Annotated in this window: 12 protein-coding genes; all 12 read left to right on the forward strand. The window is 36.6% G+C overall.

Annotation, left to right across the window (positions count from 1 at the left end):
- The first annotated feature begins 211 nt into the window (after positions 1-211).
- The 12 genes from ACM03V_RS19345 (at position 212) to ACM03V_RS19400 (ending at position 16,023) form a co-directional block, all read left to right on the forward strand.
- Positions 212-1,429: a glycosyltransferase gene (locus ACM03V_RS19345; RefSeq protein ID WP_414622425.1), complete on the forward strand. Its 1,218-nt coding sequence runs from the start codon at positions 212-214 to the stop codon at positions 1,427-1,429.
- 846 nt (positions 1,430-2,275) lie between these two features.
- Positions 2,276-3,469: a glycosyltransferase family 4 protein gene (locus ACM03V_RS19350; protein ID WP_414622426.1), complete on the forward strand. Its 1,194-nt coding sequence runs from the start codon at positions 2,276-2,278 to the stop codon at positions 3,467-3,469.
- 43 nt (positions 3,470-3,512) lie between these two features.
- On the forward strand, positions 3,513-5,699 hold the full coding sequence (locus ACM03V_RS19355) for a GumC family protein (RefSeq protein WP_414622427.1): 2,187 nt from the start codon (positions 3,513-3,515) through the stop codon (positions 5,697-5,699).
- Positions 5,700-5,701: 2 nt separating this feature from the next.
- Entirely contained in the window at positions 5,702-7,135 is a 1,434-nt protein-coding gene (locus tag ACM03V_RS19360) for an O-antigen ligase family protein (protein WP_414622428.1), read from the forward strand.
- 82 nt (positions 7,136-7,217) lie between these two features.
- On the forward strand, positions 7,218-8,183 hold the full coding sequence (locus ACM03V_RS19365; protein WP_414622429.1) for a glycosyltransferase family 2 protein: 966 nt from the start codon (positions 7,218-7,220) through the stop codon (positions 8,181-8,183).
- An 80-nt stretch (positions 8,184-8,263) separates the two neighbouring features.
- The gene (locus tag ACM03V_RS19370) at positions 8,264-9,250 is read left to right on the forward strand and encodes a glycosyltransferase family 2 protein (RefSeq protein ID WP_414622430.1); all 987 of its coding nucleotides are present in this window, start codon (positions 8,264-8,266) and stop codon (positions 9,248-9,250) included.
- Positions 9,247-10,674: a glycosyltransferase family 4 protein gene (locus ACM03V_RS19375; RefSeq protein ID WP_414622431.1), complete on the forward strand. Its 1,428-nt coding sequence runs from the start codon at positions 9,247-9,249 to the stop codon at positions 10,672-10,674. The genes ACM03V_RS19370 and ACM03V_RS19375 overlap by 4 nt, the downstream gene beginning before the upstream one ends.
- A 38-nt stretch (positions 10,675-10,712) precedes the next feature.
- The gene (locus ACM03V_RS19380; RefSeq protein ID WP_414622432.1) at positions 10,713-11,981 is read left to right on the forward strand and encodes a lipopolysaccharide biosynthesis protein; all 1,269 of its coding nucleotides are present in this window, start codon (positions 10,713-10,715) and stop codon (positions 11,979-11,981) included.
- Positions 11,982-12,103: 122 nt separating this feature from the next.
- Entirely contained in the window at positions 12,104-13,129 is a 1,026-nt protein-coding gene (locus ACM03V_RS19385; protein WP_414622433.1) for a polysaccharide pyruvyl transferase family protein, read from the forward strand.
- 56 nt (positions 13,130-13,185) lie between these two features.
- The gene (locus tag ACM03V_RS19390) at positions 13,186-14,103 is read left to right on the forward strand and encodes a glycosyltransferase family 2 protein (RefSeq protein WP_414622434.1); all 918 of its coding nucleotides are present in this window, start codon (positions 13,186-13,188) and stop codon (positions 14,101-14,103) included.
- 27 nt (positions 14,104-14,130) lie between these two features.
- Positions 14,131-15,054 carry a glycosyltransferase family 2 protein gene (locus tag ACM03V_RS19395; protein WP_414622435.1) on the forward strand — a complete coding sequence of 308 codons (924 nt, stop codon included), beginning with the start codon at positions 14,131-14,133 and terminating at the stop codon, positions 15,052-15,054.
- Positions 15,055-15,081: 27 nt separating this feature from the next.
- Positions 15,082-16,023, forward strand: coding sequence for a glycosyltransferase family 2 protein (locus tag ACM03V_RS19400; protein WP_414622436.1), 942 nt, complete (start codon positions 15,082-15,084; stop codon positions 16,021-16,023).
- Positions 16,024-16,091 lie beyond the last annotated feature (68 nt).

The following is a 16,091-nucleotide window of genomic DNA, read 5'->3' on the forward strand; positions in this document are numbered from 1 at the left end:
TTCATACTATAAATAAATTATAAAGCTATTGTAAAGTTTAGGTAAAACATCCGAAAATAATATTACTTTGTATTAAGCATGGTAAAGTTATTCGATAGTTACCATAGATAACTAAAAGAAATTAAAAATTACTTCCTTAAACAATTAGGGAAACTTCAGATTCAAAAAAACTTCTTTCAAGCATTCAAGCAAGTTAAGGAGCAAGTTGTTGGTGCAAAAACCTACTCTAACAATTTTTTATCAATTCAATCCTTGGAATCCGACTATAGGAGGAATTCAGACATTGATAAAAATATTTATTAAATATGCTCCTAGTGAATTTGAGGTGCGACTGGTAGGGACGGGAGACGATCCAAGTCAGCCCGTAGGTAAGTGGGTTCAAACTGAATTGGCAGGTAAAGAAATCAGTTTCTTACCTTTGTTTAACTTACAAAATGATAACCATAGAAATCTAATTCCCACTTCAGTAAAATATACTGCTGCACTGATAGGACGGAACTTTGCCTCTGATTTTATGCATTTTCATCGTCTGGAGCCAACCCTATTTACTCGGCATTGGCAGGGAGAGAAAATGCTGTTTATTCACAATGATATTCAGATGCAGATGAAAGCAGCGGATAAACAAAAGTCAATTTTGTGGCGAAGATTTCCCCAAGCATATTTTGCCTTAGAAAAACTTTTAGTGGGGCAGTTTAGCCAAATACTTTCATGCAATACTGATGCAGCAGAATTATTCCGACAGCGCTATCCGAATATTGCAGAGCGTGTAACTTATATCAAAAATTCATTCGATCCAGAAATTTTTTACCCATTGACTAAAGAAGAACAAGTTGCTCAAAAAACTAAACTTTCAGTTAACATGGGTTTAGCAGAAGAAACAAGTTTTGTTTTATTTGCTGGTAGATTGCATCCCCAAAAAGACCCAATCCTTTTACTACGTGCATTTGCATCTCTTAAGGACTTGTCGGTTCATTTGTTGATAGCAGGCGATGGAGAATTAGCAACAGAAGTACGTGCAGAAATTAATCGTTTGGGTTTATCAGAACGTGTGACAATGCTTGGTGTTCTTAATCAAAAAGAATTGGCACAGTTCCATCAAATTAGCAGTGTTTTTGTTCTTAGCAGTGCATACGAAGGTTTACCTTTAGTAGTGCTAGAAGCACTTGCTTGCGGAACACCAGTAGTTACTACCAGATGTGGTGAAACTCCAAAATTATTGACTCCAGAAAGTGGATTAGTCTGTGAAGAACGAAATCCAGTTTCCATAGCAGATGCTTTACGCAGAGTTTTATTAAATCCAGAAGATTATCCTATGGAATTTTGCGTGCAAGCTGCATCTCCATATGCCGCAAATACTGTAGTTAATCAAGTTTACAATCAAATGTGGCAAAGTTGGGAACAGCGCAATAAGTCAAATGCCATTCGATGAATTTCAACAATCAAAATTTATTCGTATAATTTGTTGCTAGTAGATATCGGTACTAATTAAATGCTTAAATATCGCATCAATAAAAATTGATTGTTTATTAGTACTCAGTTTAGAATTATTGCCTTACCTATAAAAAGGGGTTGCAAAAAATGTAGCATTTTCGCGTCAATTTATATTTTTACTCGATTTATACGTAGAAACTAAAAATATGAGATGATTGCTACTTTGATTTAACAACTTCAAAAATGGTATACCCTTATATTTATATAATTAAAAAATGTAAACAGCTGTAAATCTCACAAGAATTGGTTGATAAAAATAAAGCTTTGAATAAAGGAGCATACTAATGAAAAGCCGTTAAAAAACAGTTAAAAGATGAAAAAATGGTAATATAAGCAGAAATATCGCTGAAATTAAGAAGCGTTCATCTTAAAACTCCGTTCGCTGTAGAAAAAAATTTTGAGTGATTAAAAGCAGTAATTCTACTAAGGGATGATGAAACAAGGAGAGTACTTGCGACACATATAGTTTTTAAAGAACCTACAAGGCAGTATTTATAGGAAAGTAATCATATTTTCGGTAAGGAAAAACCAACCGAGTTGATTACATCAAAAGAAAATCAACAAGTCTCAATCCTATTTGCGATCGCCTATTTAAGAGCTTTGAAAGAACTAAGGAGGGTTTTGTGTATTGGCTCTGTTAATATTTCATCTTTTTTAATAGCTGTGTAAAACTCGAATGGTGCTTCTTTCTCGAAGAAGTGTAACTGGCATTTTTTAGTCTATGTGGCTAAATCCTATCGACTTTAAACTTTTACTCATCTTCCCTAATAGAATTTGAATTTATATGAAAATTGCTGTAATTGGTGCAAAAGGTCTACCTCCGAAACAGGGTGGCATTGAACATTATTGTGCGGAAGTCTACCCTCGGATGGTTGCACGGGGTCACAAAGTAGACTTGTTTGCTCGTTCTTCCTACACCGACACTCCTTACTCGAATCGGTATGAATCAAACGGTGTGAAAGTGATCTCTTTATCAGGCGGAAAAATTAGAGGTATAGATGCTTTGATTACGTCTATGGAGGGAGCCGCGATCGCAGCTGCGAATAAGTACGATATCGTTCATTTTCATGCTCTAGGTCCATCTTTGTTTACTTGTTTACCTAGAATTGCTTCTTCTGCAAAGATTGTAGTTACCTGTCACGGGTTAGATTGGCAGCGGGCAAAATGGGGGAATTTTTCTACTCGCTTAATAAAAACGGGAGAAAAGGCAGCAGTAAAGTTTGCCCATACTATTGTTGTGGTATCTGAGGCACTGCAAGACTATTTCTGGCAAACCTATAACAGAGAAACGATTTATATCCCAAATGCGCCAGCAAGTTACTCTGACTCAAACTCAAATTTTAGTTACGGAGCTTCTCTTGGTCTTACAAAAAATAAATATATCCTATTTTTGGGGAGACTCGTACCAGAAAAACGTCCCGAATTGTTGCTTGAAGCTTTTGAAGCTCTTAAACTTACTGGATGGAAACTAGTCTTAGCTGGTGGAATTAGTGATGCCAGAGCTTTTTCTGCCGAACTTCTGCAAAAAGTAGCAGCAAATCCACACATCGTATATGCAGGGGAACTTAGAGGAAGTCGTCTAGCCGAAATTGTTCGAGGAGCCGGTTTGTTTAGCCTACCATCTGATGTGGAAGGAATGCCCTTAGTAATGTTAGAGGCAATGCGAGAAGGTATTCCAGTATTAGCAAGTGATATTCCACCACATAGACAATTGCTAGCCCAACACAGAGGCATATTATTTGAAGCAGGAAATATTGATTCTTGTATTCGTTCTTTGGAATGGGCAATTAATAATCATACTGAAATCACCTTAAGAGCAATAAAGGCACAGAAATACGTCATGCTTAATTATTCTTGGGAACGAATTACATCTGATAATTTGAATCTTTATAGCAAAATGTTGAACATACCCAACTCATTAGATAGATTGCAATCCAGTTCTGACAAACTGGAGAAAATCTACATGAAAAATCGATAAACCCTTTTCAGTTTGGATGTGCCTTTTTGGAAGAGTATACGTAATGAACAATAGCATTGTATCTATCCTTACAATTTTACGGCGGCGGAGTTTACCTGCTATAGCTACATTTGCTGCTGTCATTACTGGGGCAGTATATTATCTCAACGTAACTCCACGTACTTATGAAACGTCGGCGCGATTGATACTAGATAATAAATTAGCTAGCGTTTCCGAGTTAGGTCGCGATTTGACACAATCATCAGGAGGTTCTGTCGGCTCCAGCCCCCTTGCAGATCAAGCAGAGTTAGCGAAATCACAGCCAGTTTTAGCAATAGCGATCGCCAAGGTTTCTGCTAACAGTAAACTGAATTCATCTCAAACAATACCCGCACCTAACGATCTCAAAGCTAATTTACAAGTAAAAATCGTTCCTGCTACCAACATTTTAGAACTGAATTATGAAAATCAAAATCCAGTTCTAGCTGCCAAGCTGCTGAATGCGATTGCTGAGGCAATGGTTGAAGAAAATATGACAACCATCAAAGCAGAAGCTACTAAAATCAAAGAATTTTTAGAAAAATATGAGCTTCCTAACGCTCGTAAAAGGCTGCTCGAAGCTGATGCTGTAGAAAAGACATATAGGCGCGAAAGCGGCATTGTCTCCTACGATCAACAAAGCGAAAGTTTAGTAGAAAGTTTAGCCTCGTTAGAAGAGCAAGAGCGTAATCTTTCAGTCCAACTACAAGAAGCGCGATCGCAAGAAACATCCTTGCAACAGATTACAAAAACACAAAACCCTGCTAATGCTTACGCGGCAGTACGTAGCGGGCAAAATGAAGAATTGAAGCAACTGCGAGAGAAGTTATCAGAATTGGATCGGCAGTTGGCTGAAACTCGTTCGCGTTTTACAGAAGAACATCCCAACATTACATCACTGATTCAAGAACGCGATGCAGTACAGAGATTGTATCAACAAGAACTCGATAAAGTGTCTTCTAACAATCAAGCTGTTCTTGCCAATGAGAATATTGCAGCCGAAAAATTGAGTCAAGACTTGACTTCTCAACTAATTACTAATCGAATTCAAAAATCAGCAATTGAAAATAAGCTTAGCACCGTACAAAATGAGCTAGCCAACCTGCAAAAACGGCTCACAGAACTTCCAGTAAAACAACAAAATCTTGCTAGTATCGTCCGTAAGCGAGAAGAAGCCGAGTCATCCTTGAAGTTTCTTCAAAGCAAACTAGAGGAAGCTCGAATTGCAGAAGCTCAAAAAATCAGCAACATTCGGATTGTAGAAACAGCAACAGTACCAACTTCACCAACTTCTCCAAAACCAACAGTCACCTTAGTACTTGCGATAGTATTTGGAGGCGTTTTAGCAACAGGGGTAGTGATACTACTAGAAGTAATGGATAATACTCTTAAAAACTCTACTGAAGTAGAGGAATTGTTAGAATTACCGCTATTGAGTGTATTACCTCCTTTGCCTACCAAGAAGCTCAAACTTAATTCAGCAGAAATTTTAGAACATATCAGTTTTGTTGAGCCTTACCGTAACCTTTTCAAAACCTTACAAATCAGCGGGATTCAAAAGCCTCGGTTGATTGTGATTAGTAGCACCATTTCGGGAGAAGGTAAGTCAGTAGTAGCCGCTCACTTAGCTGCCGTTTCCGCCATGTTATCTCGACGCACATTAATTATCGACGCAAATTTTCAAAAACCCGTGCAGCACAAGGTGTTTAACTTAGAACCTACAGCCGGAATGGCAGATGTCATTGATGGTAAAAAATCATTAATGGAAGCAGTGCAGCCAACAAATATCGATCGCCTTGATGTATTAACCTATGGAAAACCGCAGAACCGCTCCTTGCAATTACTGGAGTCTGCGGAGATAGATGCCGTGCTAGCAGAAGCAACTAATCACTACGATTTAGTCATATTAGATACATCATCACTGTGTGATTCACCGGATGCCGCAATTTTAAGTAGAAATAGTGACGGACTAATTTTAGTTACACGTCCGGGTTTCACGCGCAAAGAAATACTCCGAAAAACTGTATCAGAATTAGTTAAAAGCCGCGTACCTCTTTTGGGAGTAGTAATAAATGACCAAACGCTCTCTGTAAACGAAAAGTATTACCATTCCTCTGCGATCGCAAGTTATCCGCCGTTAAAAAGTTTAACCAATGAAGAAATCAACAGTAAAAAACCCGCCAATACAGTTAACGGTTTGAGGGATAATTAAAAATGTTTACTAATCAACCTTTCAGTCCTGGATCTCGTCTGGCACTCTTCGTAGGATTGCTAGGGATGGGAATTGGTGTATTTGCAGGTTTTCTGGTTGGTGCTAATCCTCAGTTGCTGGGAATGGGTTTAATCGCAGTGGTGCTGATGATTTGGTTTTTTGCCAAATTTGAGCAAGCGGTGATTAGTCTATTAATACTGCGATCTTCCCTTGATATATTTTACGCTCAACAAATACCAGCGGCATTTGCGATCGGTTTAGATGCTTTGACTTTACTTTATGTGACTACACAATTATTGACGGGTAAAGCTATAAAAGTGGATAAATTCTGGTGGTTCTTTGCTAGCTGGGTGGCTTTGCAAGGAGTTTCAGTAATCTTATTATCCCTCGGTGGATTGGGGCTAGATAGTTCATATTTTCCAGAGGTGATCCGGGAGTGGGTGCGTTTGTTTTCCTGGTTAATGGCATATCTGCTGATAATGCAACTGCAACAGCGTATGCATCCCAATAAAATAGTCAATGCCCTTTTCCTAAGTCTTGTAGCACCACTTACAGCAGCCACGCTGCAATTAATTCTGCCCTCTTCCTTACTCCCACCTTTATTAAAACCCAGAGCACTTGCCTTAACTGATATTGAAGGAGCTTCTCGCATCAATGGAACTTTAGGTCACGCGAATACATTTGCGACTTTTTTAATATTTTTCTTGGGTTTGACCTATTGGAAGTTAGAAAAGTCGCAGCGGCGCTGGCCTTGGTTTTTATTACTGAGTGTAATTATATTTTTTATCGTAGCCACTAAAGCTCTAGTTTGTTTAGTCATGGCATCTGTCTTAATTATGGTTTTGATCGCGCCCAAATTCAGCCCAGTTAAGCTGATTGGCGGCATTCTTCTGTTTACAGTCATCATTGGGTTGTTCGCTAGTACAGACTTTGGCAGAGAACGTCTAGCTTCTGTTTTGGAGACACCGTTGTTTAATCCCGATATGGATATATCGCGTTCGATATTATTGTCAAACTCAGACGGCAATAGCTTTAACTGGCGGCTTGCTCACTGGGATACTTTACTAAAAGCTTGGAGACAATCGCCAATTTTCGGTTATGGGCTGGGGACAACATCCATTATTGGTGGGAATGAAGCTCACAACGACTATGTGAGATGGCTGGTTGAGGGAGGAGTTGTAGGTTTGGGCTTGTTTTTAACTTTTCTTGGCGCTAATTTTGTCCGTCTAGCTAAATTGTGGTTTTCTTCACCTCAAGGAAGCCCTAAAAAGGATCTGGCTTTAGTATTATTTGCAACTTTAATGGCAATATCTATAGGTATGATGACTGAAAATATCTGGAGTCATACCGCTCTTTTTTACTATTGGCTAACGACTTCAGCAATTGTTGGTTGGGACTGGAATAATTCTCAGATTGTAAAAAGTAACAATAAATAATAACTAAATTTTTAAGAATTGCTTTTAAAAAACATCATTTATCTATCTTTTGTGTAAATTATCTCGTAAAGGTCACAATAAAATGCCAAAAATATCTGTTATAGTTCCCGCCTATAATGCAATGTGTTATCTACCAGATACTTTAGATAATCTTCTCAAGCAAACATATAATGATTTTGAAGTAATTATTGTTAATGATGGAAGTTCAGATAGCATTGAACAATGGTTTTCTCAACTCCAAGATGAACGAATTAAGCTGATCTCTCAAGAAAATCAAGGAGCGGGGATAGCAAGAAATACAGGTATCATTAATTCTAGAGGTGAATATATAGCATTTCTGGATGCAGACGACATTTGGGAACCAACAAAGCTAGAAAAACAAGTACGTATTTTAGAGGATAATCCAGAAGTTGGATTAGTATATACCTGGGTCGAATATGTCAATGAAACAGGTCAATCTACAGGTAGAGTTTTAAAGCATACTGCTGAAGGTAATGTTTGGGAAAAACTGATAGAATGTAATCCGATTGAATGCGGTAGTGTCGCTATGGTTCGTCGCAGTTGCTTTGATGATGTAGGCATATTCGATGTGAATGTAGGGTCGTTTGTTGAAGATTGGGAACTGTGGCTACGTATTGCTTCCCGTTTTCCTTTTAAAGTTGTTAAAGAAGTTTTAATCTATTATCGACAACACTCAAATAGTGCTTCTAAAAATTGGCAAGCAATGGAAAAAGGTTATAACATAGTGATTGAAAAAGCGTTCTCTTCTGCTCCAAATAAATTAAAATATTTACAGAATAAATCCTATGCGTATGCTTACTTTTGTTTAGCTTGGAAGCCTTTACAATGTTGTACTCAAGACTATAAAACAGCGATTGATTTTCGTGATTTAGCAATAAAATATTACCCTCGCATATGTTTCTCTAAAGAATTTTTCAGACTGAGTTTAGCAATTGAAATCCAGCGTTGGTTTGGAACTGAAGGTTATCAAAAATTTATTAAGTTGCTTCATATGGTACGGCGACATAAAACAGTAATTGGCGGATAATATTTGATTCCTTGTCAAATTTACAAACAAAAAATAAACAGTAAAAAAGAAAAAATATAATATACTTAATAGGTCAAACAATGCCTGAAATTTCTATTATAATTCCAGCTTATAATGCTGAAGAAACGATTTTAAAAACGATAAAATCGGTTCTTGAGCAGACATTCCAAGATTTTGAAATAATTGTTATCAACGACGGCTCAAAGGATAAGACAGTTGAAATAACTGAAAGTATTCAAGATAAACGAATAAATATTTTCTCTTACGAAAATCGCGGAGTTTCAACAGCACGCAATCGGGGAATTGCTCGTTCTACTGGTGAATTTATTGCATTTCTCGATGCTGATGACTTATGGACAAAAGATAAGTTAGAAATGCAGCTAAATGCTTTAAAAAAAAGTCCAGAAGCAGGACTTGCATATAGTTGGACTTGTTTTATGGATGTTGATGAAGGAGGAGAAGCAGTATCGTTCCTTCCATCTCCTGAATATGCTTTTACAGGTGATGTTTATCAACAGTTGTTAATCGGTGATTTTATTCACAGTGCTTCTAATACTTTGATTCGTTCCCAAGCTATTCAAGCCGTAGGAGAATTTGAACCGATTCTTAAATCCTGTGAGGATTGGGAATATTGGTTAAGAATAGCAGCACGCTTTGATTTTGTAGTAGTTCCCAATTATCAGATTCTATATCGTCGAACTCCTGGTGGACTGTCATCCAACGTTGAGGTGATGAAAGAAGCATCTTTAATTTCGATTGAAAGAGCTTATAATGTAGCTCCAAAAGAACTGCAATATCTGAAAAAATATACTTTGACTAACTTTCATCGGTATTGCGCTAGTCTTTATTTGCAACATCGCAATGACAATCTGGGAATAGCTGAAGCTCGACAACATTTATTATCAGCTATCAGTTTACATCCCAAAACTTTGTTAGATAGCTTGACTCAAAAATTATTAATTAAGCTGTTATTCAAACAATTATTTCCTCAAAAACTGTCTAGTTCTCTGATTGAATTAATGAGAAAAAAAATTATTACTATAAACGATCCAAGGTTACAAGCATGATTCAACCTTCAACCGTAAAGCCATTAGAGCAGTTAGACGCAAAGAATTATCATAACTATGAGTCAATTAATAAATCGCAACCAACTATTGCTTTACTACACTGTTACGATTTGATTGATGATTTCTTAGATAGTATCAACATTTCCTTTGAAGATTATTGTCAAGAATTTATCGGTAGCTGGACTTTTGGATACATTAATGCTCTTAAAGAGGTTGGTGTCAAAACAATATTATTTTGCATTTCAACCACTGTTGACAAACCAACTCGTTTTATTCATCAACCCACTGGCACCGAGATGTGCGTACTGCCTCCTTCTCGGATGTATCATGCTTATCGTTCCTTGCGACGCAAATCCCTAAATATGTATGGTGCGAAAGAAAATCAATCTTTTAAAGATGTAGAAGATAATAACAGCAGTCGTCGTTCCTTCCTTACACCATTAAAGGATTTAGCCAAAAGTTTCGGAACTTATTTATGTACGCCTTTAAGCTTGCTAGCAGAAGAACTAAAACGTGAAAACTGTCAAGCTATTTTATGTCAAGAATACGAATATGCTCGTTTTGATACTTGCGTACTCTTAGGCAAATTAATTAATTTACCAGTCTTTGCAACCTTTCAGGGAGGCGATAAAACTCAAAGTATTTTAGAAGCATCTGTAAGACGGCTTTCTATTAATACTTGTGAGGGTTTAATTATTGCCACGCAAACCGAAATTGAGCGCGTTCGGAATGATTACAACATAGCTTCTGATAAAATAGCTCGCATTTTTAATCCATTAGAAATTAACACATGGCAGGCAATTGATCGCCAGCAAGCAAGGGCGATTTTAGGAATTCCTGCTGATGCGAAAGTGGTTGTTTGGCATGGAAGGATTGAAATAGAGCGGAAGGGGCTTGATGTTCTATTGGATGCTTGGCAACAATTGTGCGATCGCTGTTCAAACGAAAATTTTCAGCTACTAATAATAGGAACTGGTTCAGAAGCAAATCGCTTGCAGCAGCGCATTACAAATATGAAACTGCGCGGGGTGAAGTGGAGAAACGAATTTGTTAGCGATCGCACTGTGCTGCAACAATATCTTTCAGCAGCTGACGTTTACGCTTTCCCCTCGCGACTAGAAGGTTTTCCCCTTGCACCCATCGAAGCTATGTCCTGCGGTTTACCCGTGGTAGCCGCTGATGCTCCCGGTGTCCCCGACATTTTTGAAGGTGGCGAGGCTCACGGTGGAATAGTTGTACCTCGTGGAGATAGTAAAGCCTTAGTATCTGGGCTGCGTCGGGTATTAGAGGATGAAACTTTAAGAACTCAGTTAAGTCGCAATGCTCGCCGTCGCGCTGAAAATTGTTTTGCTCCTAAAACTGTCGGTAAGAAATTACGGGATGTCCTCTTAAACACAGATGAAATGTTAAAGGTTAAAGGTTAAAAATCAATGCCCCATTCCCCATTCCCACTTTCGTTAAAATGCTGAACAAAAAATTAACAACCAACAAATTAAAACAAATATTATCAGGTCAATATATCCGTAATGTTGGTTGGCTTGGTGGAGCAGAACTGGTAAATCGTGTCTTCCGCTTGGGAACAACGGTTACTTTAGCTCGGATGTTCAGCCCAGAAGACTACGGGTTAATGGCAATTATTTATACAGTTTTTGAGTTTGCTAATGTCTTGATGCTCAGAGGTGGAATTGGAGCCCAAATTATTCAAGCCCCGGAGCAAGATGTCAAAGCGATATGCAACACATCGTACTGGTTAAATTGGATTTTGTGCGGCTCGATTTTTATCATCCAATGTCTTGCATCCTCTTCTATTGCTAAGTTTTATGGAAAAGAACAATTAGTCTTACCAATTTGTGTAGCAGCAGTCACATACTTGATGTTTCCGTTATACATGGTTCATTTAGCCATAATTGAACGAGAAAATCGCTTAAAAATTACAGCTTTATGTAATGCTTCTCAGTCATTTGTCAGCAATACAATTACTGTGATTCTTGCGCTTTTAGGTATGGGGATATGGTCTATAGTTTGGGCTATGGTTTTAACAACTCCAGTGTGGATTATAATTACCTGGAAAAATCATAATTGGCGACCACCTAAATATTTCTCCTTAGAAGGATGGCGAAAGATTGTTAGTTTTGGAGGTAATTTACTTGGTATTGAGTTGTTATACAAAATTAGAGGAAATATAGATTACCTAATAATTGGAAGATTTTTAGGAGTTGAAGCATTAGGAATTTATTATTTCGCTTTTAATGCTGGATTGGGAATTAGCATGAACGTAATTAACACATTCAACTCAGCTTTATTCCCTTATTTGTGCGAAGTACGAGATAACACAACTTTACTCAGAGAAAGATTTTTTAGCAGTGTAAAAAAGATTTGCATAATTGTATTTCCCTTGATTATTCTCCAATCAAGTTTGGCTCCATTTTATGTACCAATTATTTTTGGACAAAAATGGACATCTGCAATTCCCATATTAGTAATCATTTGTCTCTCCGCTTTACCTATACCAATTGATAATGCCGTTTATCACTTACTAAATTCAGTAGGTAAACCTCATATAAGTTTGTATTGGAGTATAATCAAAACTTTGATATTTTCAACATTAGCTTTATTTGTTGTGAAATGGGGAATTTTAGCGGTAGCAATATTAGTCTTAACTTTTCAAATTGTTACTGTACCCTTATATAGTGTTTGGGCTATCAAATACATATTAAAACAAAGAGAATAAGTACTATTAGATATATCTTTTATTTATGCTTCAAATACTTAATAGTTTGGCATCACAGCTACTGTAAATTTATATTTTTTCTTGATCGTACTTTGCAGTTGTTTTTATCAAGGAGTTTATTCGTGAAAATTCTAATCGCAGGTTGGTTTAGCTACGAATTATGCAATGTTACCGCTGGTGACTTAATGGCGCGAGACATAGTTTGCGAATGGGTCAAAAGTGCTGGGTATCCTTATGATGTCGCTGTAGTTCCCCCCTTAGCAGACGGTGTTAATTGGCGTTCGGTAGATCCTAAAAACTATTCACACGTTATCTTTGTATGCGGTCCTTTCCCTTATATGAAATTAACTACTGAATTTGTAGAATACTTTAATTCCAGTAGACTTATTGGTATTGACCTTTCCATGATTGAGTCAATTGATGCTTGGAATCCTTTTGATGTACTAATAGAACGAGATAGTTCTGCCACTTCACATCCAGACATTACCTTGATTTCTCAGCAGAAAAAAGTACCAGTTGTAGGTGTTATTTTGGTTCATCCACAAGATGAATATAAAAATAAAGGTAAACATCATATTGCCAACGAAGCGATTAATCGACTAATTGCTTCGCGAGAAATGGTAGCAGTACCTATAGATACAGGTTTAGATCCAAATACAACAAATCTTCGTACTGCTGCCGAGATTGACTCGCTTATAGCTCGTATGGATTTTGTTGTAACTACACGGCTACATGGTACTGTATTAGCTCTTAAAAACGGAGTTCCAGCAATAGCTATAGATGCAATTTCTGGTGGTGCTAAAGTGCTGCGTCAAGCCCAAACAATTGGTTGGTCTTGCGTGTTTTCTATTGATAATCTTTCAGATGAGGATTTGCATCAAGCTTTTGAATACTGTCAAACAGAAGAAGCACGAATTAAAGCCTTAGAATGCCGCGATAATGCGATCGAGGTTATTGAACAAATACGAGATAAATTACTTTGGAGTTTGGATAAAAAAAACTTGCAAAGTGCAAGAGTTTGGCGCAAAGAAGCCCTTGATAATTCATTACTAGAAACACCAAAACCAAGTATTACAGAATTAGCTTTACATCAAGCAAGAGAACTGAAAAAAGGGACTATAAAGTTTCTTGTAAAACAAATCCAATAATTTTAATTAATTAATTAATCTTGAATATATATTTACTCCAGTTAGTATGTAACGTAATGCCAACTATATCTGTTGTAATTCCTGCTTATAATGCCGAACGCACTATTATAGAAACTATCCAATCCGTTCAGCAACAAACATTTTCTGACTTTGAAATTATCGTAATTAATGACGGTTCTATAGATAGAACAATAGAACTATTAGGAACCATTGCAGATCAAAGAATAAAAGTTTTTTCTTATGAAAATGCTGGACTTCCAACAGCCCGCAATCGTGGTATAAAAAATGCGGGTGGAGAATTCATCGCTTTTCTAGATGCTGATGATATGTGGACACCTGACAAATTGCAATTACAACTTGCAGCTTTAGAAAATCATCCAGATGCAGCGGTTGCTTATAGTTGGAATTATTTTAAATACGAAAAAGAAGAGGATTCATATGCAGATTGTTCTAGTTTTTTTGAGGGTAATGTTTATGAGGATTTATTAGTCAAAAATTTTGTGCAAAACGGCTCTAATCCTTTAATCCGTAAGCAAGTAATTGATACTGTAGGTTTTTTCGATCCTACACTCAAATCTTGTGAAGATTGGGATTTTTATTTGCGGTTAGCAGCTAAGTGGAATTTTGCTTTAGTACAAAAACCTCAAGTTATCTATCGTCAATCTTCCAATTCCATGACATCTAAAATAGATGTGATGAAAAAGTATATGCTGATTGTGATTGATAGAGCATTTACAGAAGCTCCCAAGGAATTACAATATTTGAAAAAACAAAGTATTGCTTGGGTACATAACTATATTGCCCATCAGTACTTAAAATACACAACAAACCGGACTAAAGATTTAAATTTGGCTGGTTACGAATTGTGTAGCGCTATTTACATATATCCAAAAGTGGTACTAGAGCAGTACACTCAAGGGCTAATTCGGCACTTTTTAAAAAAATGCTTAGCCGTGCAATTTGATATTATTTAGTTGTACCTAATTATTAGTATTATGAAAATGGAAGTGCCTAAAATATCTATAGTCATTCCTGCGTACAATGCCGAATCTACTATTACAGAGACAATAGAATCGGTTCAAAAGCAAACCTTTTCCGATTTTGAAGTAATCATAGTCGATGATGGTTCTACCGATAAAACAGTTGAAGTTATAAATAACATTCATGATGAGAGAATAAAGGTTATCTCCTATGAAAATGGGGGGAATGCATTAGCTCGAAATCGTGGGATCAAAAATGCCAAAGGAGAATTCATTGCTTTTATAGATGCTGATGATATGTGGACACCTGATAAACTGGAATTGCAACTTGCAGCTTTAAAAAAGTATCCAGAAGCAGGGATTGCATATAGTTGGACTTATTTTAAATACGAGAAAGAAGAAGATTCTTATGCAGATTGTTCTAGTTTTTTTGAAGGTAATGTTTATAGAGACTTATTAGTTAAAAATTTTTTGCAGAACGGATCTAACCCCTTAATTCGCAAGCAAGTAATTGATAGTATAGGTTTTTTCGATCCTACACTCAAATGTTCTGTGGATTGGGATTTTTATTTGCGGCTAGCAGCTAAGTGTAATTTTGTTTTGGTACAAAAACCTCAAGTTATCTATCGTCAATCTTCCAGTTCTATCACATCCAAAACAGATGTGATGAAAAAATATATGCTGATTGTAATTGATAGAGCATTTACAGAAGCTCCCAAGGAATTACAACATTTGAAAAAGCAGAGTATTGCTTGGGTACATAACTATATTGCACACCAGCATTTAAAATATAAAACTAACCAGATTAAAGATTTAAGTTTAGTTGGATATGAATTATGTCAAGCTACTTACATATATCCAAAAATTTTATTAGAAGCATACACTCAAAGTCTGATTAGGCAATTTTTAAAAAGGTGCTTATCCGTACAATTTGATCTTATTTAGTTATACCTGATTACTAGTATTATGAAAATGAAAGCACCTAAGATATCTATTGTCATTCCTGCTTACAATGCCGAATCTACGATTACAGAGACAATAGAGTCGGTTCAAAAACAAACTTTTTCTGATTTTGAAGTAATTATTATTGATGATGGTTCAACTGACAAAACCGTTGAAATCATAAATAAAATTGATGATGAGAGAATAAAAGTTATCTCCTATGAAAATGGAGGAGTATCCACCGCTCGTAATCGGGGAATATCTCATGCAAATGGAGAGTTTATTGCATTTATTGATGCTGATGACTTGTGGACAATTGATAAATTAGAACTTCAACTAGCAGCTTTAGAAAAGTATCCAGAAGCAGGAGTTGCCTATAGCTGGACTTATTTTATGTACGAGCAAGGTAAAGTTATCAAACCAGGTCATCCGGTATACTTTAAAGGTGATGTATATTCAAATCTATTAGTAGAAAATTTCCTTGCTCACGGATCTAACCCTCTAGTTCGTCGTGAGGTTATTGATTGCGTTGGGGGATATGATTCTAACTTTCCCCATTGTGCAGATTGGGACTTTTATCTGCGTTTAGCTTCATATTGTCATTTTGCTTTAGTTCCTAAGCACCAAATTTATTATCGTCAATCTTCTGGTTCAATGACATCAAAAATTGATGGTATCGAAAAACAGTTGTTGATGATGTTTGAAAAAACTTTTAAAGCTGCCCCACCAGAATACCAATATCTGAGAAATCGCAGTTTAGCTTGGGTTTATCAATATTTTACGCACCAATATTTAGAATATAGTACCGATCTGAGTGGGATTAATCAAGCTAGGAAAAAACTGTGGAAAGCTATCCGTCTACATCCACAAATTTTGTTCGGAGTTTATGCCCAAAGTTTGATTAGGTGGCTAATTAAAAGATGGATAAAAATGCAGCCTATATTCTTAATAAAGCAGGATAAGCACTGTTGAATTTTATATTATCTTCTCAAATATCTTGCAAAATGAACTTCACCTACTCGCGGGGGCACGCAGTAATT

Source organism: Calothrix sp. CCY 0018, from assembly GCF_963920925.1.
Classification (GTDB): domain Bacteria; phylum Cyanobacteriota; class Cyanobacteriia; order Cyanobacteriales; family Nostocaceae; genus Rivularia.

Bases quoted from the DNA above. Each gene is read 5' to 3' on its own strand.
- ACM03V_RS19350 (WP_414622426.1), top strand. From the start codon at position 2,276: ATGAAAATTGCTGTAATTGGTGCAAAAGGTCTACCTCCGAAACAGGGT.
- ACM03V_RS19355 (WP_414622427.1), top strand. From the start codon at position 3,513: ATGAACAATAGCATTGTATCTATCCTTACAATTTTACGGCGGCGGAGT.
- ACM03V_RS19360 (WP_414622428.1), top strand. From the start codon at position 5,702: ATGTTTACTAATCAACCTTTCAGTCCTGGATCTCGTCTGGCACTCTTC.
- ACM03V_RS19365 (WP_414622429.1), top strand. From the start codon at position 7,218: ATGCCAAAAATATCTGTTATAGTTCCCGCCTATAATGCAATGTGTTAT.
- ACM03V_RS19370 (WP_414622430.1), top strand. From the start codon at position 8,264: ATGCCTGAAATTTCTATTATAATTCCAGCTTATAATGCTGAAGAAACG.
- ACM03V_RS19375 (WP_414622431.1), top strand. From the start codon at position 9,247: ATGATTCAACCTTCAACCGTAAAGCCATTAGAGCAGTTAGACGCAAAG.
- ACM03V_RS19380 (WP_414622432.1), top strand. From the start codon at position 10,713: ATGCTGAACAAAAAATTAACAACCAACAAATTAAAACAAATATTATCA.
- ACM03V_RS19390 (WP_414622434.1), top strand. From the start codon at position 13,186: ATGCCAACTATATCTGTTGTAATTCCTGCTTATAATGCCGAACGCACT.
- ACM03V_RS19395 (WP_414622435.1), top strand. From the start codon at position 14,131: ATGGAAGTGCCTAAAATATCTATAGTCATTCCTGCGTACAATGCCGAA.
- ACM03V_RS19400 (WP_414622436.1), top strand. From the start codon at position 15,082: ATGAAAGCACCTAAGATATCTATTGTCATTCCTGCTTACAATGCCGAA.